This is a genomic window from Halarchaeum nitratireducens (assembly GCF_017874695.1).
GTDB classification, from domain to species: Archaea; Halobacteriota; Halobacteria; order Halobacteriales; family Halobacteriaceae; genus Halarchaeum; species Halarchaeum nitratireducens.
Window position 1 is genome coordinate 55,670 of the sequence record NZ_JAGIKY010000014.1, and the last position, 24,215, is coordinate 79,884.

Consider the following 24,215-nt stretch of genomic DNA (forward strand, 5'->3'; position numbering starts at 1 on the left):
ATGGTCACACAGAACCCGACCGATCACGCGGGCCGGACGGATGAGAGGCCGTTCTCGGAGCGGCTCCAGCACTTCGTCAACGGGACGTTCGTCCGATCACTCCCGTTCTGGGGGATCCCGTTCCTTCTCATGGGGAGCGCCGTCTATGCCGGAATCGGCTGGAACGTTCTCATCTCGCTGACCGACTACGAGGGGTTGGCGTCCGCGAGCTACTCTCATCTCGACTTCGAGATGTACGCGCGGGCCTTCGGCAGCTCGACATTCTGGACGGCCGCGCAGAACACGTTTGTCCTGCTCGTCGCGTTCACTGTCATCTGCCTTGTCCTCGGGCTAGCGCTGGCGGTGCTCCTCGACCGGAACATCCGGTACTCCGAGTCCATCCAAACGATATACGTCCTCCCGATGGCGCTCTCGTTCGTCATCACCGCCCAGCTCTGGCTGTGGATGTACAATCCGGATAGCGGCCTCGTGAACCTCGCCATCAAGACGCTCGGGCTCTCTTCGATCGACTTCCTCGGGAATCCGAAGTTCGCGCTCGCTGCGGTGATCTTCGCCCTCGTCTGGCAGTTCAGCGGCTACGCGATGGTCGTCTACCTCGCGGGACTCCGATCCATCCCTACGTCTCAGTTCGAGGCCGGGAAGATAGACGGCGCGAGCACCGCGCGGATCTATCTCCGGGTCATCATCCCACAACTTCGCGCGTCCTCGGTCAGCGCTGCGGTAGTGTTGATGGTGTTCGCGTTGAAGGCGTTCACCTTCCTCTATTCACTCACGGGCGTGTTCCGGCCGCCGAACGGGACTGACATCCTCGCGACGCTGATGGTGCGACGTGCGTTCAAGTACACGGAGTGGGCGTACGGCGCGGCCATCGCCACGATGTTGCTGTTGTTGGCGCTCGGCGTCATCGCACCGTACCTCTACTACCAGCACAAACACGGGAGTCTCTGAGATGTCTGTTTCCACACCAACGACCGACGACCTCGTCGACTGGTACACCGATCTGACGTGGACACGCGCGGCGCTATACGCGCTCGTCCTGCTCGGCGTCGTGTTCTTCCTCGCGCCGCTCGAGACGGGGTTGATGACGGCGTTCAAGTCGGACGCCGCGGTTATCCGCACGCTCCCGTTCCTGCCGCCGTTCGGGGACGGGTTCACGCTTGACAACGCGCAGTTCGCGTGGAACCACCTCAGCGGTCCACTCCTCAACTCGCTCGTGATGTCCATCCCGGCGACGCTGTTCACCGTGCTGTTCGCGAGCATGGCAGCGTACGGGCTGACGATGGTGGACTGGCGCGGCCAACTCGCCGTGCTCAGCCTGTTCATGGTGGGCGTGTTCGTCCCTTATCAGGCCGTGCTCGTGCCGCTCGCGCGGTTCTGGAACAACATCCTGCCGCTCGGGAAGATGGTCGCGCCGTACGTCGCATCGCTCCCGTACTTCACGGAGAACCATGCGGTGCTCGTGCCGCTGATCATCACGCACGTCGCATACGGCATCCCGATCATCACGGTGTTGTTCCGGTCGTACATGCAGACGCTCCCGACATCGCTCGTCGAATCCGCGATGATAGATGGTGCGAGCGTGACGAAGATCTACTACCGCATCATCGTCCCGCTCTGCAAGCCGATGTTCGCCGTCGTCTTCATCTACCAGTTCACGCAGATTTACAACGAATTCCTGTTTTCGCTGACGCTCATCGGGAATGCATCGAGTTCAGCGGCGACGGTGACGCTCGTCCTGCCGAGTCTCGGTGCGTCCGTTAGCGGGATGGACTTCGGGGTTCGGATGTCGGCGTCGCTCCTCGCAGCGATTCCGACAGTCATCATCTACGTCGCGTTCGCCGAACAGTTCGCCAAAGGACTCGCAACCGAAGCCTGAAACTATGGGAGAGATCAACCTATCCAACCTGACGAAACGATTCGGCGACGTTGTCGCCGTGAACGACCTCGATCTGGAAATCGAGGACGGGGAGTTTCTCGTCCTCGTCGGCCCATCCGGCTGCGGGAAGTCCACGACGCTCCGCTGTGTCGCAGGGCTGGAGACGCCGTCCAGTGGCCAGATCCGATTCGACGAGACGGACGTCACCTACCGCGTCCCACAGAACCGGGACGTGGCGATGGTCTTCCAGGACTACGCGCTCTACCCGCACATGACTGTACGGGAGAACATGAAGTTCGGCTTGGAGGAGGAGCCCGATTACACGGACGAGGAGCGCGAGGAGCGCGTCGAGTCCGTCGCGGACTTACTCGACATCCCCGACCTGCTCGACCGGAAACCCGGCGAACTCTCGGGGGGCCAACAGCAACGGGTCGCACTCGGTCGTGCTATCGTCCGCGACCCCTCGGTGTTCCTGATGGACGAGCCGCTCTCGAATCTCGACGCGAAGCTCCGCGCGACAATGCGGATGGAGCTCCAACACCTGCAGGAGGACCTCGGTGTCACCACCGTCTACGTCACGCACGACCAGACCGAGGCGATGACGATGAGCGACCGGATGGCTGTGATGAACGACGGGGAACTCCAGCAGGTCGGCGAACCTCTGGATCTCTATCACGCCCCCGCGAACCTGTTCGTCGCCGAGTTTCTCGGCGAACCGAACATGAACCACCTCAACGGGACGGTCGACGACGGCCGGTTCGTCGCCGACAGCTTCACCTACCCGTTTGACGACTCGGTGCTCGACGACGTCGAGGACGCGGATGACGTCGTCCTCGGCGTCCGCCCGGAGTCGGTCGAGATCCTCGACGACGACCCGGAAGCGGTGTCACTCGGCGATCGCGAGTTCGAGATGACAGTGGATGTCGTCGAACCGATGGGGAATGAGCACGTCGTTCACCTCGATTTCGCCGCCGACGCGTCGGAGTCGCTCACCGCAATCGCCGACGGAATGCGTCGCATCGAGGAGGGCGAGTCCGTTATCGTCCACTTGCCACACGACGCCGCCCATGTGTTCGATGCGAGAACCGGCGTGGCCCTCCACAACCGGCGGGTCTCGTTCGATGGTTCGAGCGACCAGCTTGACGAGCCGCGCGTCTGAGTAGGCGATCGCCGCGGGACTCCGATGCGTCCCGGGATGCGATTTTAATTTCTCGCAGTCGCTACGACACGTATACGACGACTCGATCGGCCGGACACGTACCTTGACGTCCGCGGCCTCGCGACCGTCTGGTTCGCCCGGCCGAACGGGTTCGCCTGTCTGATCCGCGAAGAACTGTGCGTGCTGACGGCGAACATCAAGGCCGACCGGCTCGCGGAGGGGGAGATCCCAGCTGACGCCGTCGTCGATCACTATCCATGGCACGAGACGGACCTCGTGGACGCGCTCACTGATCGGGATCCGACGCCGACTCAGTGGACGCCGACGTGTCTCGGTTCGAGCGCGGCCGAAGCGGCGCTCACGGGCCAACTGGCCGAGCGCGACGTTCGTGGGCCGGTGGTCCTTGTCGGCGGTGCCGAGAGCGCGGTACGCCACCGCCACTTCACGCCAACAGACACCGAACTTGGCGCGTACGCGCTGGTGTCGGTGACGGCCCCCCGCGGCAGCTTCTTCAAGTGCGGAAATTAGAGTGCTTTCGAGGGAGAAGGTCCGGACCTTTCGGACCGTGACCCGACGCGCCGCTCCGGTCGACTACCCCGTTCGAGGGAGAAGGTCCGGACCTTTCGGACAGTTTCGATCGCGGGCGTCGAAATCGCGTACATGGTCCTCTGGGTGCTCGGTCTGGTCGTCCTCTTCGGCCTTCTCCTCCAACGGACCCGATGCGGACACCACGTCTACGCGACGGGTGACGACGAGTCAGCCGCGAACCGGAGCGGGATCGACACCGACCGCATCAAGATCACGAACTTCGTCATCACCGGAGTCGTCACGGCCGTCGCTGGCGTCCTGTCGATCACGTACTTCGGGTCGATGTTCGAGGGTTCGAGCTGTTGATCATCGCCGCGGTCGTCATCGGCGGCACGAATCTCTTCGGCGGCGAGGGCAGTATCTCCGGCATGTTCCTCGGTTCGCTCGTCATCGCCGTCATCCCCGTTCTCCTGGTTCTGAACGGGATGTCGGTCGCGTTTCAGGAGACGTTGACCGGCGCGGTTATCATCGGTGCGGTCATGATCGATATCTTCCTCCGCGACTGAGCCATCCCTCCGCTTTCGATCCGCACCCCCGGAATCGACGGACTTCCCGTCGATCCATCGGACGGCGCGCTCCCGCTACGCAGACGGCGGCGAACGACTCGCCACGCGCCGATGCCGCCATCGGTATCGATAACGACTCCGCCACGCTCCCGGTCGATCGGGTGGGGCGATCGACGCGATGGTCGGAACGGGTGTCCCACTAGGGTGAACAGACATAAGTGGGTATGCGTAGAAGACCCGGAGCATGGGAACACAGAACTCGACGGTTCAGGCGACCCGGACGAGCATCGCGATCGTAGAGGCGCTCGTTCGACTGGACGGTGCGGGCGTTACCGAGCTCGCGACCGAACTCGACCTCCCGAAGAGCACGGTTCACAACCACCTCGATACGCTCCGTGACATCGAGTACGTCGTGAAGGCGGACGGGGAGTACAACGTGGGCCTGCGGTTCTTGAAGCTGGGCGAGTACTCCCGTAACCGCCTCAAGATCTACGACATCGTGCGGCCGGAGATCGACGCGCTCGCGGAGCAGACCGGCGAGTTGGTCAACCTCTCGGTCGAGGAGTACGGCCGCGGCGTCTATCTGTACCTCGCGCGGGGCGACGAGGCGGTTCATCTCGACACGCACGCCGGGATGCAGGTGCACCTCCACTGCACGGCGCTCGGGAAGGCGATCCTCGCACACACGCCGGAGGAGCGCGTCGAGCAGATCCTCGACACGATGGGGATGCCCTCGCGCACCGAGCAGACGGTCACGGACCGCGGGGAGCTGTACGAGGAACTCGAGACGATCCGAGAACGGGGGTACGCGTACGACCGACAGGAGCGACTAGACGGCCTCCGCTGCGTCGCGGCGCCGATCACGACGTCGGAGCAGGAGATCGTCGGCGCGATCAGCGTGTCCGGGCCGACCAGCCGGATGCAGGGTGAGCGCTTCGATACCGAGATCCCGGACGCGCTTCGCGACACCGCCAACGTGGTCGAGCTCAACATGACTTACTCGTAGACGCGGCCGACGCGCCCGCCGTCAACACGGACGTTCAGACAGAGTGAACGGGGGTCGACGACGAATCGCCTCCGGTTCGGGACACGCGCTCGCCCGCATTCACTCACGGTGACGCGAAACGGCGTGGTGGGTCAGTCGTAGACGTGGCGGCTGCCGGTGCTGTTCGCTTCGATGTAGTCCCAGTCGTACGTGACGCCGAGCCCCGGCCCGTCCGGGACGGGGACGGTTCCGTCGTCGTCGACCGTCTCGAACTGATCCTCGTAGCCGTCGGCGTAGATCGGCGGGGTCGTGTTCGCCGCGTCGGGGTGGACGAGCGCCATCTCGTAGTAGTTGGCGTTGCGGGTGGCCGCGATGCAGTGACGCTGTGCGGGGCCGGGCGCGTGGAACTCCGTGTCGATCCCGAACCCTTCGGCGACGCGTGCCACCTTCATCGCGCCCGTGATGCCGCCGTCGTACTCGGGATCCGCGCGAAGGAAGTCGGTCGACTCCGAGGCGGCGAAGTCGGACTTTATCTCGAGCCCGCGGATGTGCTCGGTCTGGAGGATCGGCGTGTCGAGCTTCTGCCGGAGCTTCCGGTGGGCGTGCTGGCTGATCCCCGCGTCCCGGAAGGGATCTTCGTACCAGAAGAACCCCTCCTCGTCGAGCGCGCGCCCGAGCTTCAGCGCGTCCGCGAACGTCTCCAGCTCGCAGGCCGGGTCGTGCATCAGGTCCATCTCGTCGCCGACGGCGTCCCCGACCGCGTGGACGGCGTCGATCTCGCGCGAGAGGTCGCGCGCGGCGTCGCCGCCGCCCCAGCCGTGGATCTTGAACCCCGCGTACCCCTGTTCGCGCGCCTCCTCGGCGAACTCGGTGAACGCCGCGGGCGAGTCGAGGCCGCCGCGCTCGTCGCCGTGATACGTGGAGGCGTACGCGGGGATTCGCTCCCGATAGGTCCCGAGGAGCTCGTGAATCGGTGCGTCGTAATACTTCCCGGCGAAGTCCCACAGCGCGATGTCGACGGGACCGATTCCCATCCGGTCGTACTTCCGGAGGGCGCGTTTGATCTCGCTCCAGTGTTTCTCCCGTTCGAGGGGGTTCTTGCCGATCAGATAGTCGGCGAACATGTTCACCTGCGCCGCTCCCGGGGAGTTCCCCCCGACGTACTCGCCGGTGATTCCGGTGTCCGTGTGCACGCGGAGCGCGAACAGTTTGCGCGTCGTCGTCGACCCGGGCTCATAGACGAGATTGAACCCGTGTTCGTCCGTCCCCACGTCCGCCAGCTCGTACGCGAATTCGGTGCTGTCGATTCGGGTGATCTCGGGTGCCATACGTGAGACACCCACGGCGGCGCGATAAAGCTTGGTGGCCGAGACCCGATCCGGCGTGTGGACGCCGTATTCGAACAGGCCGACGCCCACGGGCGTGCCTGTGGCGATCACGTCTCCTTCTTCGAGCGTCATGTGTACTACGTGATTTCCGCGATCAGCTCGGGGAGAGAGAAGATGAACCCCGGGACGTGTTCAAGGTCGGCGACAGCATCAAGCGAGGATTCGAACCACGATACGGTGTCTGTCGACATGGCCGAGCCGTCCCATTGACTGTTGGCAATATCTGAACGCGTATCTGGGATCACACTGACGAACACTGGAACGCCGGAAAAAGAGCGACTGGTGACGGCTACTTCACGATGTCGATCTTCTCGCGGTCCATGGACATGGCGACGGCGAGGATGACGACGACGCCGAGGATGATCTCCTGTGTGAACGATCCGACACCAATGAGGTTCATCCCGTTGGCGAGGACCCCGATCACGAGGACGCCGATGATCGTCCGATGCGGACCTCCGACCCCACCCGTGAGTGCAGTGCCGCCCATCACGACGCCCGCGATGCTCTGGAGGAGGAGTCCGGAACCCATCCCAGCGGCGCCCGACGAGATGCGCGCCGTGAGGAGCGCGCCCGCGACCCCACAGAGCAGTCCCGAGAGCGCGAATACGCCGATCTTGTAACGGTCCACCGGGACCCCAGAGAGTTCCGTCACAGTCTCGCTCTCTCCCAGCGCGTACGTGTACCGCCCGAAGGGCGTGTAGAACGCGATGAAAACCGTTATCGCGTAGAACACGAGCCCCCAGATGACGAGATTCGGCACGTGCGGGATCACGTGGCCGATCGCGAACTCTTGGACGAACGGACTCCGGTAGGGCTGCGAACTCCCGTTCGTGATCAGGAGCGCAGCGCCCATGAAGACCGACTGCGTCCCAAGCGTCACGAGGAACGAGGGGATCTTCCCCTTTGCGAACACCACGCCGTTGACGAGGCCGACCGAGAGGCCCGCGATCGGCCCGACCAAAATTCCAACGGGACCGAACTGATTGATCGCCATCGCAGTGAGAACCCCGGAAAACCCGAGGTTCGCCGCGACGGAGAGATCAATGCTCTGCTGGAGGATCGGGAACGTCGCCGCGAGCGCCACCAACAGGAGGATCGTCGAGTTCATCATCACGCTGTTCACGAGGTTACTAAACGTAAAGAACGACGACGAAAGCACGCTGAACAACACGACCAAGATGATGAGCATCGCTATTGGACCGGCGTCGCGTGCCCAGTCCTGCACCGTTCGATCCTCGAAGAGATCAGCGAGCATGGAGTCCGACTGTGCCTCGCTCATGATTCTAGCATCGCTTCGATGAGAGTGTGTTCGTCGGGTTTGTCGTCCGCCGGTGCGGGGACTACCCTCCTCAGTTCACCGTGTCGCATAACGCCGATTCGATTTGACATACCAATGACCTCCGGTAGTTCGTCTCCAATGAGTACGATAGAAACGCCATCGTCGGCGAGCTGCCGGATGACGCGGTACACTTCTTCCTTCGCGCCGACGTCGATACCACGGGTCACGTTGTCCAAGACGAGGACGTCAACGTCGCGCTGGAGCCACTTCGCGATCACCACTTTCTGCTGGTTCCCGCCACTGAGCGTGTGCATGAGCGCCTCCGCGCCCGGGGTCTTGATGGCAAGATCCGCAATGGATGTCTCGGCCATCACCTGCTCGCGGTCAAAGTCGATCAACGGGAAGACCCGGCCAACCACCGGGAGATCACGCTGGATTTTCTCCGTGTTGATCGAGGGGAGCGTGACGTTCTCGCGGAGCGACTGATAGAGGAGGACGCCCTCACTCTTGCGCTCCTTAGGAACGTAGCCGACGCCGGCGGCGACGAACGACGAAACGGACCCCGTCTCGACGGAGTCGCCATGGACGCGAACTGTCCCTGATTCGGTTTCGATCGCTCCGGTCAGCGCCCGTCCGAGCGCCTGCTTTCCGCTGCCCTCGACGCCGACGATGCCGAATATTTCGCCCTCGCAGACGTCCAGCGAGACATCGTGAACGAAGCTATCCACGCAAACGCTCTCGACACTCAGGACGGTCGGTGTGCCCTCGTCAACGGAGCGTTGCTCGTCCGTCCGATAGTACTCTTGGGACGTGCTCCGGCCAACCATCCGCTCCTGGAGGAGTTCCTCAGTCGCTTCGGTGGATGTGAATTCGTCCACCACCATCCCATCCTTCAGGACGTAGATGCGGTCGCTGATCTCGAGGACTTCCTCGAGTTCGTGGGAGACGAAGACGAAAGACGCCTGCTCGCGCAGGTCGTTTATCCGGTCGAAGAGAACCTCGCGGCCCGACTGCTCGAGGGCCGCCGTCGGCTCATCGAGGAAGAGGATCGGGTGCTCGGCCTCTTGGGCGGTGTTGAACGCGCGGGCAATCTCGAGCATCTGGCGCTCGTTGAACTCGTACGTCCGGACGGGCGCGTCAAGGTCGAGGTCGATCCCAAGCGCCGCGAGCACGGCGTCCCCGCGCTCGCGGAGCTCACCGTGGTCGAGCATCGGGCCGTTCGTGTACTGACTGTACCGGCCGAGAAAGAGGTTTTCGTACCCGGTGAGGTTCGAGATAATGCTTTGTTCCTGCTGGACAATCGAAACCCCGTGTTCGGCGGCCTCGGCGGGACTGCCGAAGTCGACTTCCTCGCCGTCGAGGACGACCCGACCCTCGGTGGCATGGTAAACACCGGAGAGGATGTTCAACAACGTACTCTTGCCGGCGCCATTCTCACCGACGAGCCCGACGACTTCGCCCTCGTTAATGTTGAAGGTGATATCGTCCAGCGCGGTGACGTTCTTGAACTGCTTAGTGAGTCCGTCGACGTGCAGGAGCGCGCCGTCACCATCGCCGCTGACGCCGACGTCCGGAGAGGCACGTGGATGTGGTGTGCTCATTGGGAGGGGATGTTCTACTGGTACGGGTCGGTCTGGTGCTGTTTCTGGTAGAGGGTCTCGGCGTCGTCGAAAGAGCCCGAGTCGCTGTATGCGTCCGGGATCGAGTACCCGCTCGGCTTGTTTGACTCCGTCCAGTTGAGCTGGTTGAACTCTTGTTTCCGGATAGGAACGAGCTTGTTCTGCGGATCCCAGCTGTCCGGGTTGAGCGTCCGCGACGCCTTCTTCCAGTCATAGGGAGACTTCCCGTCTGAGTAGGCGACGTTGAGGTATTCATCAGGCTTCGACCAGGACGCGCTGAAGTCCGTCTTCGTCTTCCCCTGGTACTTACTGGGGTCGTCCGTGACGACGACGCCGCCACCCCACATCATCCGCTCGGGGGTCTTAGGCCGCCAGCCGTTGAGCCAGTCGAACGCCTCAACAACGGCGTAGCCGCCCTGCCAAAACGTCTTCGCGGAGAACGAGGCGACCCAATTCGGGCCGTCGCCGTCTGCGCTCGTGGACTTGATGTTGTTGACGGCGTCTTTCGGCCCGTCGTAACCGACCATCGGGACGTTCATGTCGTTGTTCTTCAGAATGGTGTACGCCCCGAGGCCCATCCCATCGTTCTGGCAGTACACGCCGTCGATCTTGTCCCCGTACTTCGATACGAAGGAGGACATGACCTGCCGGCCGGACGGCCGCGACCAATCGCCCGGCTGCATGTCTAGTTTCGTGATGTTTGGGTACTTCTCCATCGCGTTCTCGACGCCCATGTTCCGGTTGCGGCCAGTGGCCCCGTGCGGACCGGTAATATGGACGAAATTCCCCTCACCACCCATCGCCTCGAAGAGAATCTCAGCGGTAAGCTGTCCAGTCTCCGCGACGGCCGGGATCTGATACTGTATAAAGTTCTCGCCCGCGTCGAGCGGCGTGTACCACTTTGCGATGTTCCAGTAGTCGACGAACCCGGCATCGTTCTCCTTGCACTTGCGGACGACGGTTGGGACGCCGGACGCCTGATACGGCGTCCCGCAGATGGCGTTGTAACCGTTCGTGAACGCCGTCGAAAGCTGGCTCAGCATCTTCTGTTGCTGCCCCTCGTTCTGCTTGTGATCGGACGCGGGTGCACCGAGCGCATTCGCAGCTTCCTGCACTCCGCTGGCGAACGCCTTCCACTGGTCATTCTGCAGGTTGGTGACCATCCCGAACGGCTTCACGTTCGTCTGCCTGCTCCCATCTGAAGACGAGGAGGTACCCGAGCCACCGGAACCGCCGTTATCTCCGCCGCCACTGTTACCGCCACATCCCGCGAGCCCCGTGAGTGCCGCCGTGCCGGCGACACCGGAAGCCTTCAGGAAACTGCGCCTGTCGTTTTCAGTCATATAATCTAACCAAGTGGAACAACGTAAACATCATTAATAATTCTATCGTTGATGAACGACAGTGAATAACTGTACATCGAACTCAACCCATGAGACGGGCGTACGACTCGTGGGGTCGGGAGCGTACGCACGCTTCCCGACCGCCACCTCCGGTCAACACAAGATCTAAGAGCGGGAACCGAGACGTAGTTGTCATGCGCTATCAGCAGCTACGCCGGGGTGCCGACAGTCACCTCGTTGCGGAGACGAACGGAACGCACTACGACCTCACAGCCGCCAAGCCCGAACTCGAGGGGTTCCGTGATCTCGCTCGCTCCGCGTCGGTCGCCGACGCCTCGATCGACGCCCTCGCGGCCGATGTGCTCGACGACGCACCCGAGATCGACGCCGGCGACGTCGCGTCCGATCGCGACCTCCCCGTCGTCCCCGAAGAGGTGTGGGCGGCGGGCGTCACGTACCAGATCAGCGAGCAGGCGCGGCAAGCGGAGAGCGACACGCCCGACATGTACGTCGACGTCTACGACGCCGAGCGGCCGGAGGTGTTCTTCAAAGCGACGCCGTCACGGACCGTCGGCCCGAACGAGGATGTCGGCGTCCGCGCGGACTCCGAGTGGAACGTCCCCGAACCCGAACTGGGGATCGTCCTCTACCGGGGCGACGTCGTCGGATACACGATCGGCAACGACGTCTCCAGCCGCGACATCGAGGGTGAGAACCCGCTCTACCTCCCGCAGGCGAAGGTATACGACCGGTGTTGTTCGATCGGTCCCTGTATCGTCAGCACCGGCGACATCCCCGATCCACACGATCTCTCGATGTCCATGTCGGTCACGCGCGACGGTGCGGAGATCTACGCGGACGAGACGTCGACGATCGAGATGGTCCGCACCTGCGAGGAGCTCGCGGACTACTACACGCGGCACAACGCGGTTCCCGAACTCGCCGTCCTCCTCACCGGGACATCGATCGTGCCGGACGAGGGCTTCGACCTCACCGCGGGCGACGTCGTGTCGATCGACATCGAGGGGATCGGCACGCTCACGAACGGCGTCCGGACGGTCTGAAGGTCCGTTCGAGCGGCCGTCGGGTCCCTCGGGGTTCGGGACGGCACGTGGTCTCTCTCACGACGCGCTTACGACGCGCGGACGTTCACGGGACGCGTCCGCGGGCCACTACGTCTCTCGGCGGATTCAGTCGTAGAGCTCGGAGACGTCGAAGACGGGTTTGACCGTCTGGCCGTCGACGAACGCGTCGAAGGCCTCGTCGGCGTCGAGCAGCGAGAAGCGGTCGTCGATGAACGTCTGTGCGTCCACCTCCCGACTCCTGATCATGCGTAGCGCGCGTTCGAAGTCCTCGTACATCGACGCGTACGAGCACTGGAGGTCGATCTCGGAGCGGACGAGCGGCGAGTACGGCATCGTCGTCTCGCCGGTCTGGCCGACGAGCACGATCTGCCCGCCCTTCCGGACTTGCTCGACGGCGGTCGTCAGGCCGGAGGGGTGCCCGGTCGTGTCGAAGACGATGTCGTAGCCGACGCCGTCGGTGACTTCTGCGCGCTTCTCGGCCATGTCCTCGCCGACGGTCACCGTCTCGAACCCGAGTTCGCGCGCGAGCGGGAGTCGATAGTCGGTGTCCGGGCCGACGCCGGAGACGACGACGTCCCCGCCCTGCGCGCGCGCGACCTGCGCGGTCAACTGCCCGATGGGACCCGGGCCCTCGACGAGCACGCGGTCACCGGGGCCGACGCGCGAGTTCTCGATGACGGCGCGCGCGGCGATGCTCGTCGGTTCGACGACGGCGGCGTGTTTCGACCGCACGTCGTCCGGGACGGGGTGGAGGGCGTCTTCGGGGACGGCGATGTAGCGTTCGTACGCGCCGTCGTGGTCGACGCCGGTGATGACCGCGTCCTGGCAGACGTTCGACTCGCCGATGCGACACTGATAACACTCGCCACAGCCCCGGATCGGCCGCTCGACGACGCGGTCGCCGGCGGCGAACTCGGTGACGTCTTCACCGGTCTCGACGACGGTGCCGCAGTACTCGTGCCCGATGACGTTCGGGAGGTCCATGCGCTCGAACGCCGACTCGAACTCGTAAATACCGGCGTCGCTCCCGCAGAGACCGGCGTACTCCACCTCGACGAGCGCCTCGTCGGCGGCGGGCGTGGGACGCTCGCGGTCGATGAGCTCTAGCGCGCCAGCTGTCCGCTCTACTTTCGCCAATCCTCGCATACAGACAGGTCAGTAACCATCGACCATAACTCTATAGGATACGCGTCAATCTTCGGGATTCCACAACGATAATGTAGTACGTTTCCGCAGCACTGGTATGGTCGAGTACGAGCACACACCGGTGAGTGTCGCCGACAAGCGCGCGGTCGTCGTGGGCGGGACGAGCGGGATCGGACAGGCGATCGCGCTCGGCTTTGCGAGCGAGGGCGCGGACGTCGTCGCGACGAGTCGGAGCGAGGAGAAAGTCGCGGAGACGAGCGACGCGATCGAGGCGCGCGGCGCCGAGACGGTCCGCGTCACCTGTGACGTCACCGACTCGGAGTCGCTCGCCGACGTCCGCGAGGCCGCCGTCGAAGCCCTCGGCGGGATCGACATCGTCGTCGCCTCACAGGGCGCGATCTCTCGGGAGACCGTACTCGGCATCGACGACGCGGACTGGGACTTCGTGACCGACGTCGCGCTCGACGGCGTCCGCCGCGTCACGCAGGCGTTCGCGCCCGCGATCGACGACGGCGGGAGCATCGTCAACATCTCGTCGCTGGCGGCTCGGCTCTCGATGGCGAACCTCCCGGCGTACGCGGCGGCGAAGGGCGGCGTCGAGGCGTTCACGCGTGCGGCCGCGAAGGAGCTCGGTCCCGACGTCCGCGTCAACGCCATCGCACCCGGGTTCGTCATCACGCCGCAGAACGCGGAGACGTACGCCGAGGGGACGGAGAAGCGCGAACGCATCGACGAACGCGCGATACTCGGTCGCGTCGCCCGCCGCGACGAGATCGTCGGTGCGGCGGTCTATCTCGCGAGCGACGCGTCGTCGTACGTCACCGGCGAAGTCATCACCGTCGACGGCGGCTTCGCGGACAGCGCGTTCTAACGGGGCGGCCTCGCGCGTTCGGCTCCGCGACGATCGGGACGACGAAACGTCGAGGCGACGCGCGAGGTCGGTCGTTCGGTAAAAATCGAGAGAAACGGACGATGGGGGCGTCGAGAGGGCGCCTCAGTAGTTCTCGTAGACGGTCTTCGAGATCGTGTAGAAATCGAGCCCGGCGTCGCCCTGTTCGCGCCACGTCTCGCTCGAGGAGTTCTTGAAGCCACCGAAGGGCACGTGGAGTTCGAGACCGGTCGTCGCCTCGTTGATCTTCACGACGCCGGCCTCGACGTCGCGCGTGAAGCGGTTGATCTCGGAGTGGTCGTTCGATACGATGCTGGCGGCCAGCCCGTACTCGACGTCGTTACAGACCTCCAGGGCCTCCTCGTAGCTCGAAACGGAGATCACGGCGAGCACGGGACCGAAGACCTCCTCCTGGGCGATCCGCATGTCGCGATCGACGTCGGTGAAGACCGTCGGCTCGACGTAGTAGCCGTCGCCGAAGCGATCGCCGGTGGGCTGACTACCGCCCGCGGCGAGTTCGGCGCCCTCGTCGGCGGCGATGTCGATGTATTCGAGCGTCCCCTCGAGTTCGGACTCGGAGACCTGCGGGCCCATCTCGTACTCGTCGCCCGGGCCGATCTCGATGCTCTCGGCGCGCTCGACGATGGCGTCGACGAAGTCGTCGTAGACGTCCTCGTGGACGATGGCGCGCGACGTGGCCGTGCACGCCTGCCCGGTCACGCCGAACGCGCCGCCGGCGACGATGTCCGCGGCGTCGGCGACGTCGGCGCTGTCCATGACGAGGGTGGGGTTCTTGCCACCCATCTCCATCTGCACGCGCTTCTGGTCGTCCGTCGCCTGCTCGTAGACCGTGTTCCCGACCTGGCTACTCCCGGTGAAGGAGACGGCGTCGACGCGGTCGTGCGTGGCGAGCTCGGTCCCGACTTCGCTTCCGGGACCCGTGACGAGGTTGACCGCGCCGTCGGCGATGCCGGCCTCGTCGAGCGCCTCGACGATGGCGTGTGCCGGCCCGGGGGCGACGGACGCGGGCTTGATGACGACGGCGTTCCCGGCGGCGAGCGCGGGCGCCATCTTCCACGCGGGGATCGCGATGGGGTAGTTCCACGGCGTGATGAGGGAGACGACGCCGACCGGCTCGTCGACCGTGTACAGGTTCGTCCCCGTCCCGCTCGCGGACTTGACGTCGCCGCCCATGTCGCGCGTCTTGCCGGCGTAGTAGTGGAAGATGTCGATCGCCCGCTGGACCTCGCCGCCGGCCTCGGCGTGCGTCTTCCCCTCTTCGGCGGTGAGGAGTTCGGTCAGCTCTTCCTTGCGGTCGGCGAGGATGTCGCCGGCCCGTCGGAGGACGTCGCCGCGCTGGGGCGCGGGCGTAGCTTCCCACTCGTCCGCGGCGGCGGCCGCGGCGTCGACGGCGTCGGCGGCGTCGGCGGCGCTCGACTGCTGGTAGGTGTTGACGACGTCGCTCGGGTTCGCGGGATCGGTCACGTCGACGGTGTCGCCCGTGCTCGCTGCGACCCACTCCCCTCCGACGTAATTCTGGCGTGTATCTACCATACGATATCCCATTGGACGTCATTACAAAGGGGTCTTTCGGTCTCGGCATGCGTCGCCCTGCCACGAAAACCGTTCACTCAGTATGAACGAGATGTCGGTCAGACGGGATACGAGTGGGGATAGTGTCGAGTGGGGGTAGCGACGTGTTCGCGCCGTCGTGCGACGACGCGGCCAGTCCATCGCAGCGCCGGCGATCCGTAGACGGTGAACGCGCCGTCTCCCGAACGGGCGGAAATCGCCCGGTCTTACGTGTATACCCCCGTCAATAACTCAGCGGACGAGAGAGGACGGGGTTCACTCCAGTCGAACGATCGAGCCGCAACGTGACGGGGCGCGGGGGAGGCGGTCCGCGCACGCGGTAACGGACGTGCGAGTACGATCGGCGTGCTGGGAGTGCGGGGACGCCCGCGATAGGCGATCGTCGGACGCTCGGGGACGACGCGGGATCGCCGGCACGCCACCGGCCGACGGACTCGTAGTGTAAAAGGCGGCGTCGGTGGAGGGACGAGCGGCGTCAGCAAAGAGGGGGCGAACGGCCGTCTCAGGCGAGCGGGAGAATCGTGGAGTAGACGAGGACGATGATCAGGGCGGCCACGGAGAGGATCGAGGTGACCGCGGTCCACGTCTTGAACGTCTCGGACTGCGTCAGACCGCCGATCTCCTTGACGATCCAGAAGCCGGAGTCGTTGTACCACGACGTCGTGATCCCGCCGGCGCCGATGGCCATGACGAGGTAGGCGGGGTGGACGGTGAGCTCGGGCACCAGCGGTGCCATGATCCCGCCGGTCGTGATCATCGCGACGGTGGCCGAACCCTGCGCGATGCGGACGATGGCGGCGATGAGCCACGCCGTAATGAGCAGGCCGATACCGAGGCCGCTGAGCGCGTTCGCGATCACCATCCCGATGCCGGAGGCCGCGAGCATCGCACCGAACGCACCGCCGGCCGCGGTGATCGCGGCGATGTTCCCACCGTTCTGGAGCGCCTCGGTGAGCTCGTCCTGCCAGATCTGGCGCGGGAAGTCGTCCATGCGGAGGTAGGTGATGGCGGCGACCATCGCCGCGACGGTGAGTGCGAAGTTCGCGTCCCCGATGAAGTTCGTGAGCGGATCGAGGGCCTGAAGCGACGGGTAGCTACCGGAGAAGGTATCGACGAAGGTCCCGGCGGCGATGAAGAGGACGGCGACGAGGATCGGGAGCAGGGACTCGAAGAAGCCCGGCAGGCTCTCGATCGGTTTCTGGGCCTGGTTCTCGAGGTCCTCTGCGGTCGTGCCCATGGACTCTCGAAGCGGAATGTCCACGCGCTCGTTGATGAAGCGACCGTACGCGACGCCGGCGATGAGTGCAGCGGGGATGGCAGTCGCGAGACCGACCACGATCGTCATGCCGAGGATCGACTCTCCCGCGCCGAGCTTTTGTGCGACGGCGAGCGGGCCAGGAGTCGGGGGGATGAACGCGTGCGCGGCCGTGCCACCGCCGCCGACGACGGCGATGTAGAGGGCGTAGTTATCCCCGATGCGCGCACGCATCGAGCGTGCGAGCGGCGCCATGAGGTAGAACACGTTGTCGAAGAACACCGGGATGGCCAGCACGGTGCTGCTTCCCCAGAGGGCGAAGTCGGCGTTGTCATCGGAGACCAGCGACTGGAACGAGCGAACGACGCGGTTCGCCGCCCCGGATTCGGTCATCGATTTCCCGATGATCGCGGCCATCAGGATGGGGATACCGATTCCGGCCATGTTGTTCCCGAACGCGGTCGCGACATCGCCGGGTATGGATCCGAACGCGACGTCGGGCATGAGGAGAGCGTTCACCAGTCCGACGGTGAACGCCGAGATGACGAGGCCGACGAACGCCGGGAGATCCAAGACGACGAGTAGCAATACGACGACTATGACACCAATAGCCAACGCCGTGAGGGCGGGGAGTGCTGCTGGCATGGGAGTTCTACATCATCCACAATAATGAGGGTGGTATAAAAACACTATGGATATGGTAGTACGTCTTCCCCCGGCGACGGGAACACACTTATCAACCACGAAAATGATGGTGAGGGTATGCAGCGAGGACTGATCGTCGTCGAAGAGACGCCCGCACACGCGGATCTCCTCCGCGAGGCCGAAGAGCACGCACGTGGTGCCGACGCACCGCTCACAGTGATGACGTTCGCCACCGAGCGGGACGTGGGCGAGGGTGTCGAGAAGTTCGAAGCCCTCGGCGGCGTCGAAGGCATCACCTACGACGACGAGGAGGAGTTCATCGACGCCGCGGAGGACGCCCTCTCCGAGTACGTCGAACGAGTCTTGGGTGACACCGAGATCTCGTACGACGTCGTCGTCGAAGTCATCGACGGCGGCTACGGGACGGCGACACTCGCCGCCGCCGACGACCACGGCGCCGACCACGTCTTCATCACCGGCCGGCGTCGCTCCCCGACGGGGAAGGCGATCTTCGGCGATTGGATCCAGCGCGTCCTCCTCGGCTTCGGCGGGTTCGTCACCGTTCAGACGCGCGAGAAGGAGGAAACGTAACGCCGCGATCGCCGAGCTCGTTTTCGATCGCGGACGCGAGTACAGCGATTCTGCCGGCCCCGCTCCCTGCGCCGACCCCGAGGACGAGGCGTGTCGGGTAGTCGATGAGGTACCGTTTCGCTACGCCTCGTCGAGTTGGGCGACGCGAGGCATCGCTTGCCCGGCGAGTCGGGTCACTCCTCGTCGAATAGCGTCTCACCGGCGACCATGTGCTCCTCGACGACGTCGAGGTCGAGGGTGAGGCCGAGGCCGGGTTCTTCGGGGACCTCCATGCGTCCCTCCTCGATGAGGTTCGACTCCTCGACGAGGTCCTCCCACCAGCCGAGTTCGTAGGAGTGGTACTCCAGAGCGAGCGAGTTCGGGATGGCGGCGGCGACCTGCGCGGACGCCATCGTCCCGATCGGCGAGGAGACGTTGTGCATCGCGACCGGGATGTAGTACATGTCCGCGATGTCCGCGATCTTGCGGGTCTCGCGCATCCCCCCGACGCGGGGCAGGTCGGGCGCGACGATGTCGACCGCCTGCGGTTCGAGAAGCGTCCGCTGGCCGAACTTCCGGTAGACGTTCTCGCCGACGGCGATCGGCGTCGACGTCGAGTCCGTCACTTTCTGCTGGACGTCGTGGTTCTCCGGCGGGACGGGGTCTTCGAGCCACCAGACGTCGTACGGTTCGAGCTCGCGCGCGAGTCGCTTCGCGCTGCCCGCGGTGAACGACCAGTGACAGTCGAAGGCGACGTCCGCCCGGTCACCGACGGCCGCCGTCGTCGCCTCCACGATCTCGACTTTGTGGTCGATCTCGGGGTTGCGGAGGTGGCGGTTCGCGCGGTCCTTCCCGTGGCCGCTCGGGACGTCGAGATCGAACTTGATCGCGTCGTAGCCGAGGTCCTCGACGACGCGCTCGGCCTCCGCGGCGCAGGCCTGCGGGTCGGCTTCGTTCTCCGTGTGGAGGTCGCAGTAGACGCGGACCTCGTCGCGGTATTTCCCACCGACGAGCTGGTAGGCGGGGACGTCGAGGAGCTTCCCGGCGACGTCGTGGAGGGCGATCTCGATCCCGGAGATCGCCGAGATCACCTTTCCGGAGATGGATCCCTCGCCGCTCATCTTCTGGACGAGGTGTTCGTAGAGTCGGTCGATGTCGAGGGGGTTCTCGCCCTCGAGGAAGGGCGCCATCCGCTCGATGATCTCGGCGTCACCCCCGCCCCAGTACGACTCGCCGGTCCCGACGACGCCCGCGTCCGTGTACACCCGAACGAGGATCCAGGGGTAGTTGCCGTCCACCATCGTCGTCTGCACGTCCGTGATCTCGACGTCCCGGACCCCACCTCGGTCGTTCGTCACGCCCATCGTCTCCGCGGAGAGATCCCGCATCGTGTACTCCGCGTTCGGGTCGCTTAGCTGGTTGTAGTCGACCATTGCATCTACCCAGTCAGTAACGGTCATGGTAAATCTTCTGCATTGGACACCGACGCCCCATCGGGCTCCCGACGGTCCGCGCGTAGACGGACGGACATCGATCGAACGCGAGGCCGCCGTGTCGCCACCCGCAACGAGCGGGCGCGGGACGTCAACCCACGAAACTCGCGTTCAGTATGAAGGGACGAATGACCGACTCCCCGTCGATCGCTGCCCCACAGTGGACGTGCCGAGGAGCCGAGTGAGCATCTGCTACACTCTCGAACCCATTCGATTACGAAGATATAGATGTAAACCAATAGTGTTCATCTTGGGTGAACGAAGCGTCGATCGAGCGTGGTCGGGGTCGGTGGCCCGGTCGGATCATGCGTGCTGCGACGCGGATCGATTTGTGAACCGAGACGGCTATCGGACGCCCCCATTCGTCCCGTACCGCCACCGATTCGTGTCGGTGCGTACTCGGGGAGCGGCTCTGGGCCAGCGACGGCTCGACATCCGACTCACCACGCCGGTTCAAACAGATTAAATATATGCTAGCTGTACTGTTGTTTATCGTAGATGAGCGCTCGACTGGAGTCGCGTGGGGCGAGTGAAACGACGGCCCACCACCAGGCGACTTCGGGCAGCCCCGTGGTCGGACCGGGAGTCTCGAGATCGACGACAATCGGTGCTAAACGACGCGTGCGGCCCCGTCAAACCGATCGTTCGTCAGCTTCGGGATCCGATCGACGGCGTCACTCGGTGGATCGACGCTGATCACGGTACAGGCGTCGATGCACTCGACCGATACAAAATCATAAATATAAGAATGAGTCGTCTAAACGGTTAGATGGAGAATTATGTGTGGTTGACAAAATCGGGCGACGGACTGTGGGACCTCGTCCGTCGCTTCGGCGTCGCGTGTGCGCGCCGCTCGCGTGCAATGCACGCTCGCTTCGCTTGATGCGGTCCGACGTCGCCCGTCGAGTCGACGCCGTCCCCCACCCCGTGCTGTCCGCTGTAGTGTCGTCCGCGAGGACCTCACCGTGGTCACGTGCATCCGAACGTCTCGCGTCCTGACGTGGACGTCTGTCGGGGCGTCACCGACTATCTCGTCGCACTCGGACGGTGACCGCCAGTTGGGTCGCGGCTACGACCGGACAGCGAATCGTGTATCTCACGGGCGACTCACCAGTGCGTCAGCGACCGCCAGATGCACTTGAATGGTTTCCCGCAGCTCTGGCAGATGATCGTCCGAGTGCGACTCGTCTTGACGAGATCGACGCTCCAGTCCTCGTCCGTCGGGATGCACTCGTCGACTTGGGTCTGCGGGATGTTTCCGGCCGCCTGGTCCTCCCTGTGGGCCCCGCAATGCGGACACCGTAACACACCCTTCACTCGCTTGTCGTCGCTACCTCGCTCGACTCCTCCCATGGGTAATGACTCTCCAGTGTTCGCAAAAAGCTTTGTGAATTTATAAATAGTGGATTGGGGAATCCTCCTGTTCAAGCCTCGAAACCCACGCTACCGTGGTTCTATCGACTCGACACCCCAGATACCTTTCATACGTTATTCCACAAATTGTGGTTGTGTCGGCCGGGTCCACTCCGGGGGTCGTAACGGTCGTCGAGACGGACGGGTACCATCAGGGCGGGGGCCGTGAGTCGCGGGCCGCGGATTCTATCGGAGCAGTTTCTCGCGCTCGGGGTCGAAGAGTGGGCCGGAGCGAACTGTGGCGTCGTAACGCTCGCCCTCGTACTCGATCTCGACGGACCGGCCGACATCGGTGTACTCGGTTGGGAGGTAGGCGTACGCGATGCCGGCGTCGATGCTGTAGCCGTAGTCGGCGCGGCAGGCGTACGCGACGACCTCGTCGTCGACGAGTATCGGGTGGCCGGCGTCGATGACCGTCCCCTCCTCGTCGAGCGTGATGGGGACGATCTGCTCCTCGATACCGTCCTCGCGGGCGTCGAGGAGTGCGTCCTTCCCGACGAAATCGGTGTCGAGGTCGACCGCGAAGCCGATGCCGGCCTCGTAGGGATTGTACTCGGGCGTGATGTCCGTCCCCCAGAGCCGGAAGCCCTTCTCCATGCTCGTCGAGTCGAGCGCTTCCCACCCGACCGGCGCGATGTCGTAGGCTTCGCCCGCGTCGGCGATGGCCTCCCAGAGCCGACCCCCGTACTCGGTCGGCGCGTAGATCTCCCAGCCGAGCTCGCCCGCGTACGAGAGGCGCAGCATCGTCACCGGGATGCTCCCGAGGTAGGTCTCCTGGGCGGAGTAGAACGGGAACGCGTCGTTCGAGAGGTCCGCTTCCACGAGGTCCACGAGCACGTTCCGCGAGTCGGGCCCGAAGACCCCGATGCCGGTCCGACTCGAGTCGTGGACGGTGACGTCGACCGAGCCGTCGTCGGGGGCGTGCTCGGTGATCCACCGCGAGTGGAGGGTGGCGGAGCTCCCGCCGCCGGTGAACAGCACGTAGCGGTCGTCCGCAAAGCGCGCGACCGTCAGGTCCGCGAGCACGCCGCCGTCCTCGTCGAGCATCGCGGAGTAGCGCATCCGCCCCGACGTGACGTCGACGTCGTTCGTCAGGAGGCCCTGGAGGAAGGCTTCGGCACCTGACCCCTCGACCTCGATGGGGGTGAACGTCGTCATGTCCACCATTCCGACCTTCTCGCGGAGGTGCTGGTGCTCGGCGCCGTGAGCCTTCGACCAGTTGCGTGCGAGCCACTCCGGGCGGTCCGGGACGTCGTACTCCCCGAGTAACCCCTCGTTCACTTCGTACCACTGCGGCACCTCCCAGCCGTCGCTGTCGTAGAACTCCGCCCCCAACTCCGCTTGCCGGTGGTAGAACGGGCTCCGGCGGAGGTCGCGCTGGCTCCGTGGCTGCTCGCGCGGGTGGATGAGCTGGTAGACCTCCTGGTACTGCTGGGCGCCACGGCCGTAGGTGTACTCGTGGCTCCCGGTGTGTGGCTGGAAGCGCGAGATGTGCGCGCCGGTCGCGTCGACGGCGTCGCCGTCGAGACGCGGGGTGCCGTGCTCCATCCATTCAGCGACGATGCTGCCGGCGCCGCCCGACTGGGTGACCCAGATGGCGAGCGCCCACCAGAGCCCGTCGGTGCCCTCGTCGGGCCCGAGGATGGGCATCCCGTCGGGCGTGAAGGAGAACATCCCGTTTATCTGCGAGGTCCACTCGCAGTCACCGAGCGCGGGGACGAGTTCGCTCGCGGCGTCGTACGCCGTCCGGTCGTGGTCGGGGTGGGTGTTCTCGTAGAAGTGCTCCTCGGTGAACTCCCGGAGGGAGGGGTACTCGAGGCCGAGGTCGTCGAGTCTCTCCGGGCCGTAGATGTCCTCGGGTTCGACGAGGAGCGGCGCGTGGTTGTACGAACCGATGCCGTAGCGTTCGCCGTGCTGGCGGAAGTAGAGCGAGTGGTCCTGGTGGCGCAGCAGGGGCTGTTCGACCTCGCGCTCGGCGCCTTCGAGCGCATCGATCTCGTCGGAGACGAGGTACTGGTGGGCGCAGGGGACGAGCGGGATGTCGGTGTCGACCACGTCGCCGAGGAGCGGCCCCCAGATGTTGGTGGCGACGAGCACGTCGTCGGCCTCGATGCGGCCGTTCTCGGTCGCGACCGCGTCCACGCTCCCGCCCGACGTCTCGATGTCCGTGACCTCGGTGTTGCCGTAGAACTCGACGCCCCGGTCCCGCGCGTACTCGGCCATGGAGGCGGAGGCGCTGATGGCGTCCGCCTTCCCGTCCGAGGGGAGGTAGTACCCGCCGAGGATCGCGTCCTCGTCGACCTGCGGGACTTCCGCGACGACCTCCTCGGCGGAGAGGAGCTCGCCGCCTTCGAGGCCGAAGGAGCGCCCCCACTCGCGCTTGCGCTTGAGGAATGCCCAGCGGTCCTCCGTATAGGCGACTTCGACGCCGCCGCAGGTGCGAAAGTCACCGAAGCTGTCGTAGAGGTCGCGCGTGTAGGACGCCATGTTCGCCATGAGCTTGTTCCCGGTGGTCTGGAAGACAAGCCCGGGCGCGTGCGAGGTCGACCCGCCGGTCTCGAAGAGCGGCCCGCGGTCGACGACGACGACGTCCTCGCGCCCCATCTCTGCGAGGTGGTAGGCGGCGCTACAGCCGACGCATCCGGCGCCGACGATGACCGTGTCGGCGCGCTCCGGGAGCGTAGACCCTGTGTTCATGTACCATGCAGACGAGGGTCGTCTCCGGGTATATCTTTCCGGGTGTATAATCTGTGCCCTATACGTACCCCGAGCAACATCCGGGGCCCGCGAGTGGTAGAACAGAATATTCGGTGAGGTATTGGTGCTCATTCGGATAGTCTTTCGGCACAATCGTTTTACGAATGCTGTCTGAAACGCCCACGTAGCCGAGTATGTACGACGAGATGCTAATTCCGTACGACGGGAGCGACGAGGGGGAGATGGGCGCGCGACACGGTATCGAGCTCGCCGCCGAGCTCGGCTCGACCGTCCACGCGCTCTACGTCGTCGACCTCCCCGGCGTCCCGCGTTCGCTCTCCCTCCGGGAGGACGAGGAGGCGCTCCGCGAGGAGTACCGCAAGCACGGCGCCGACACGCTCGCCGAGGTCGAGGCGTTGGCCGCCGAGCACGGCGTCGACTGCGTGACCGAGATGCGCAGCGGCTCGGTCAGCGACAAGATCATCTCCTATGCCGAGGACGAGGAGATGGACGTCATCGTGATGGGGTCGGCCTACCGCGGGAAACTCGGGAACGTCCTCGGCGGCACGACCGACAAGGTCGTGCGCTCGACGACGATTCCCGTCGTCTCGAAGCGGATGGACGCCGACGCGCGCTAGTGCACGCACCGAGCTGGACTGATGATGACGCCGTCTCCCGGAGTCGAG

General features: G+C 64.7%; 21 protein-coding genes. 11 read left to right on the top strand and 10 right to left on the bottom strand.

Annotation, left to right across the window (positions count from 1 at the left end; genetic code table 11):
• From J2754_RS13195 to J2754_RS13220, 7 genes are all read left to right on the top strand, one after another.
• Positions 1-948 carry a carbohydrate ABC transporter permease gene (locus J2754_RS13195; RefSeq protein ID WP_211087692.1) on the top strand — a complete coding sequence of 316 codons (948 nt, stop codon included), beginning with the start codon at positions 1-3 and terminating at the stop codon, positions 946-948.
• 1 nt (position 949) lies between these two features.
• Positions 950-1,876, top strand: coding sequence for a carbohydrate ABC transporter permease (locus J2754_RS13200; protein ID WP_211087693.1), 927 nt, complete (start codon positions 950-952; stop codon positions 1,874-1,876).
• A 4-nt stretch (positions 1,877-1,880) separates the two neighbouring features.
• Positions 1,881-3,035 (top strand): ABC transporter ATP-binding protein, encoded by a 1,155-nt coding sequence (locus tag J2754_RS13205; protein ID WP_188878983.1) that lies wholly within the window; start codon positions 1,881-1,883, stop codon positions 3,033-3,035.
• Between the two features lie 180 nt (positions 3,036-3,215).
• Positions 3,216-3,563, top strand: a complete 348-nt coding sequence (locus J2754_RS13210; protein ID WP_211087694.1) for a hypothetical protein — start codon at positions 3,216-3,218, stop codon at positions 3,561-3,563.
• 132 nt (positions 3,564-3,695) lie between these two features.
• Positions 3,696-3,929, top strand: coding sequence for an ABC transporter permease subunit (locus tag J2754_RS16245; RefSeq protein WP_245333037.1), 234 nt, complete (start codon positions 3,696-3,698; stop codon positions 3,927-3,929).
• Positions 3,926-4,129 (top strand): hypothetical protein, encoded by a 204-nt coding sequence (locus J2754_RS16250; protein ID WP_245333038.1) that lies wholly within the window; start codon positions 3,926-3,928, stop codon positions 4,127-4,129. The genes J2754_RS16245 and J2754_RS16250 overlap by 4 nt, the downstream gene beginning before the upstream one ends.
• 244 nt (positions 4,130-4,373) lie before the next feature.
• Positions 4,374-5,135: an IclR family transcriptional regulator gene (locus tag J2754_RS13220; protein ID WP_211087695.1), complete on the top strand. Its 762-nt coding sequence runs from the start codon at positions 4,374-4,376 to the stop codon at positions 5,133-5,135.
• 131 nt (positions 5,136-5,266) lie between these two features.
• Here the strand turns inward: J2754_RS13220 and J2754_RS13225 are convergent, their stop codons facing one another.
• The 4 genes from J2754_RS13225 to J2754_RS13240 all read right to left on the bottom strand — a co-directional run bounded on the left by J2754_RS13225 (position 5,267) and on the right by J2754_RS13240 (position 10,743).
• Positions 5,267-6,442 (bottom strand): mandelate racemase family protein, encoded by a 1,176-nt coding sequence (locus J2754_RS13225; protein ID WP_211087696.1) that lies wholly within the window; start codon positions 6,440-6,442, stop codon positions 5,267-5,269.
• A 349-nt stretch (positions 6,443-6,791) separates the two neighbouring features.
• Positions 6,792-7,781 (bottom strand): ABC transporter permease, encoded by a 990-nt coding sequence (locus tag J2754_RS13230; protein WP_211087697.1) that lies wholly within the window; start codon positions 7,779-7,781, stop codon positions 6,792-6,794.
• Positions 7,778-9,382, bottom strand: coding sequence for a sugar ABC transporter ATP-binding protein (locus tag J2754_RS13235; RefSeq protein WP_211087698.1), 1,605 nt, complete (start codon positions 9,380-9,382; stop codon positions 7,778-7,780). The genes J2754_RS13230 and J2754_RS13235 overlap by 4 nt, the downstream gene beginning before the upstream one ends.
• A 14-nt stretch (positions 9,383-9,396) precedes the next feature.
• Complete coding sequence (locus J2754_RS13240) at positions 9,397-10,743, bottom strand: substrate-binding domain-containing protein (protein WP_211087699.1); 1,347 nt, start codon at positions 10,741-10,743, stop codon at positions 9,397-9,399.
• Positions 10,744-10,937: 194 nt separating this feature from the next.
• Here J2754_RS13240 and J2754_RS13245 point away from each other — a divergent pair, with 194 nt between their 5' ends.
• Entirely contained in the window at positions 10,938-11,807 is an 870-nt protein-coding gene (locus tag J2754_RS13245) for a fumarylacetoacetate hydrolase family protein (protein ID WP_211087700.1), read from the top strand.
• A gap of 126 nt (positions 11,808-11,933) precedes the next feature.
• On the opposite strand, the gene J2754_RS13250 is transcribed toward J2754_RS13245, so the two are convergent.
• A complete protein-coding gene (locus tag J2754_RS13250) occupies positions 11,934-12,974 on the bottom strand; it encodes a zinc-dependent alcohol dehydrogenase (RefSeq protein WP_211087701.1) in 1,041 nt (346 codons plus the stop codon).
• A 97-nt stretch (positions 12,975-13,071) separates the two neighbouring features.
• Between J2754_RS13250 and J2754_RS13255 the strand changes: the two genes are divergently transcribed.
• On the top strand, positions 13,072-13,845 hold the full coding sequence (locus J2754_RS13255) for an SDR family NAD(P)-dependent oxidoreductase (RefSeq protein ID WP_188878991.1): 774 nt from the start codon (positions 13,072-13,074) through the stop codon (positions 13,843-13,845).
• A 123-nt stretch (positions 13,846-13,968) separates the two neighbouring features.
• Here the strand turns inward: J2754_RS13255 and xacF are convergent, their stop codons facing one another.
• Together xacF and J2754_RS13265 are read right to left on the bottom strand one after the other, a co-directional pair.
• On the bottom strand, positions 13,969-15,417 hold the full coding sequence (gene xacF, locus J2754_RS13260; protein WP_211087702.1) for a 2,5-dioxovalerate dehydrogenase: 1,449 nt from the start codon (positions 15,415-15,417) through the stop codon (positions 13,969-13,971).
• Positions 15,418-15,958: 541 nt separating this feature from the next.
• On the bottom strand, positions 15,959-17,356 hold the full coding sequence (locus tag J2754_RS13265; protein ID WP_188878994.1) for a GntP family permease: 1,398 nt from the start codon (positions 17,354-17,356) through the stop codon (positions 15,959-15,961).
• A gap of 117 nt (positions 17,357-17,473) precedes the next feature.
• On the opposite strand from J2754_RS13265, the gene J2754_RS13270 reads away from it, so the two are divergent.
• Positions 17,474-17,947 (top strand): universal stress protein, encoded by a 474-nt coding sequence (locus tag J2754_RS13270; protein ID WP_188878996.1) that lies wholly within the window; start codon positions 17,474-17,476, stop codon positions 17,945-17,947.
• A gap of 173 nt (positions 17,948-18,120) precedes the next feature.
• On the opposite strand, the gene J2754_RS13275 is transcribed toward J2754_RS13270, so the two are convergent.
• The 3 genes from J2754_RS13275 to J2754_RS13285 all read right to left on the bottom strand — a co-directional run bounded on the left by J2754_RS13275 (position 18,121) and on the right by J2754_RS13285 (position 23,529).
• Positions 18,121-19,359, bottom strand: coding sequence for a mandelate racemase/muconate lactonizing enzyme family protein (locus J2754_RS13275; RefSeq protein WP_211087703.1), 1,239 nt, complete (start codon positions 19,357-19,359; stop codon positions 18,121-18,123).
• Between the two features lie 1,167 nt (positions 19,360-20,526).
• Complete coding sequence (locus J2754_RS13280; protein WP_188879000.1) at positions 20,527-20,772, bottom strand: hypothetical protein; 246 nt, start codon at positions 20,770-20,772, stop codon at positions 20,527-20,529.
• A gap of 246 nt (positions 20,773-21,018) precedes the next feature.
• On the bottom strand, positions 21,019-23,529 hold the full coding sequence (locus tag J2754_RS13285; RefSeq protein ID WP_211087704.1) for a GcvT family protein: 2,511 nt from the start codon (positions 23,527-23,529) through the stop codon (positions 21,019-21,021).
• A gap of 194 nt (positions 23,530-23,723) precedes the next feature.
• On the opposite strand from J2754_RS13285, the gene J2754_RS13290 reads away from it, so the two are divergent.
• Positions 23,724-24,167 (top strand): universal stress protein, encoded by a 444-nt coding sequence (locus tag J2754_RS13290; RefSeq protein ID WP_188879002.1) that lies wholly within the window; start codon positions 23,724-23,726, stop codon positions 24,165-24,167.
• The last annotated feature ends 48 nt before the right edge of the window (positions 24,168-24,215 follow it).

What these genes read in the sequence shown, in the direction of transcription:
- J2754_RS13195 (WP_211087692.1), top strand. Translation starts at nt 1, where the DNA reads ATGGTCACACAGAACCCGACCGATCACGCGGGCCGGACGGATGAGAGG.
- J2754_RS13200 (WP_211087693.1), top strand. Translation starts at nt 950, where the DNA reads ATGTCTGTTTCCACACCAACGACCGACGACCTCGTCGACTGGTACACC.
- J2754_RS13205 (WP_188878983.1), top strand. Translation starts at nt 1,881, where the DNA reads ATGGGAGAGATCAACCTATCCAACCTGACGAAACGATTCGGCGACGTT.
- J2754_RS16245 (WP_245333037.1), top strand. Translation starts at nt 3,696, where the DNA reads ATGGTCCTCTGGGTGCTCGGTCTGGTCGTCCTCTTCGGCCTTCTCCTC.
- J2754_RS13220 (WP_211087695.1), top strand. Translation starts at nt 4,374, where the DNA reads ATGGGAACACAGAACTCGACGGTTCAGGCGACCCGGACGAGCATCGCG.
- J2754_RS13225 (WP_211087696.1), bottom strand. Translation starts at nt 6,442, where the DNA reads ATGGCACCCGAGATCACCCGAATCGACAGCACCGAATTCGCGTACGAG.
- J2754_RS13230 (WP_211087697.1), bottom strand. Translation starts at nt 7,781, where the DNA reads ATGAGCGAGGCACAGTCGGACTCCATGCTCGCTGATCTCTTCGAGGAT.
- J2754_RS13235 (WP_211087698.1), bottom strand. Translation starts at nt 9,382, where the DNA reads ATGAGCACACCACATCCACGTGCCTCTCCGGACGTCGGCGTCAGCGGC.
- J2754_RS13240 (WP_211087699.1), bottom strand. Translation starts at nt 10,743, where the DNA reads ATGACTGAAAACGACAGGCGCAGTTTCCTGAAGGCTTCCGGTGTCGCC.
- J2754_RS13245 (WP_211087700.1), top strand. Translation starts at nt 10,938, where the DNA reads ATGCGCTATCAGCAGCTACGCCGGGGTGCCGACAGTCACCTCGTTGCG.
- J2754_RS13250 (WP_211087701.1), bottom strand. Translation starts at nt 12,974, where the DNA reads ATGCGAGGATTGGCGAAAGTAGAGCGGACAGCTGGCGCGCTAGAGCTC.
- J2754_RS13255 (WP_188878991.1), top strand. Translation starts at nt 13,072, where the DNA reads ATGGTCGAGTACGAGCACACACCGGTGAGTGTCGCCGACAAGCGCGCG.
- xacF (WP_211087702.1), bottom strand. Translation starts at nt 15,417, where the DNA reads ATGGTAGATACACGCCAGAATTACGTCGGAGGGGAGTGGGTCGCAGCG.
- J2754_RS13265 (WP_188878994.1), bottom strand. Translation starts at nt 17,356, where the DNA reads ATGCCAGCAGCACTCCCCGCCCTCACGGCGTTGGCTATTGGTGTCATA.
- J2754_RS13270 (WP_188878996.1), top strand. Translation starts at nt 17,474, where the DNA reads ATGCAGCGAGGACTGATCGTCGTCGAAGAGACGCCCGCACACGCGGAT.
- J2754_RS13275 (WP_211087703.1), bottom strand. Translation starts at nt 19,359, where the DNA reads ATGGTCGACTACAACCAGCTAAGCGACCCGAACGCGGAGTACACGATG.
- J2754_RS13280 (WP_188879000.1), bottom strand. Translation starts at nt 20,772, where the DNA reads ATGGGAGGAGTCGAGCGAGGTAGCGACGACAAGCGAGTGAAGGGTGTG.
- J2754_RS13285 (WP_211087704.1), bottom strand. Translation starts at nt 23,529, where the DNA reads ATGAACACAGGGTCTACGCTCCCGGAGCGCGCCGACACGGTCATCGTC.
- J2754_RS13290 (WP_188879002.1), top strand. Translation starts at nt 23,724, where the DNA reads ATGTACGACGAGATGCTAATTCCGTACGACGGGAGCGACGAGGGGGAG.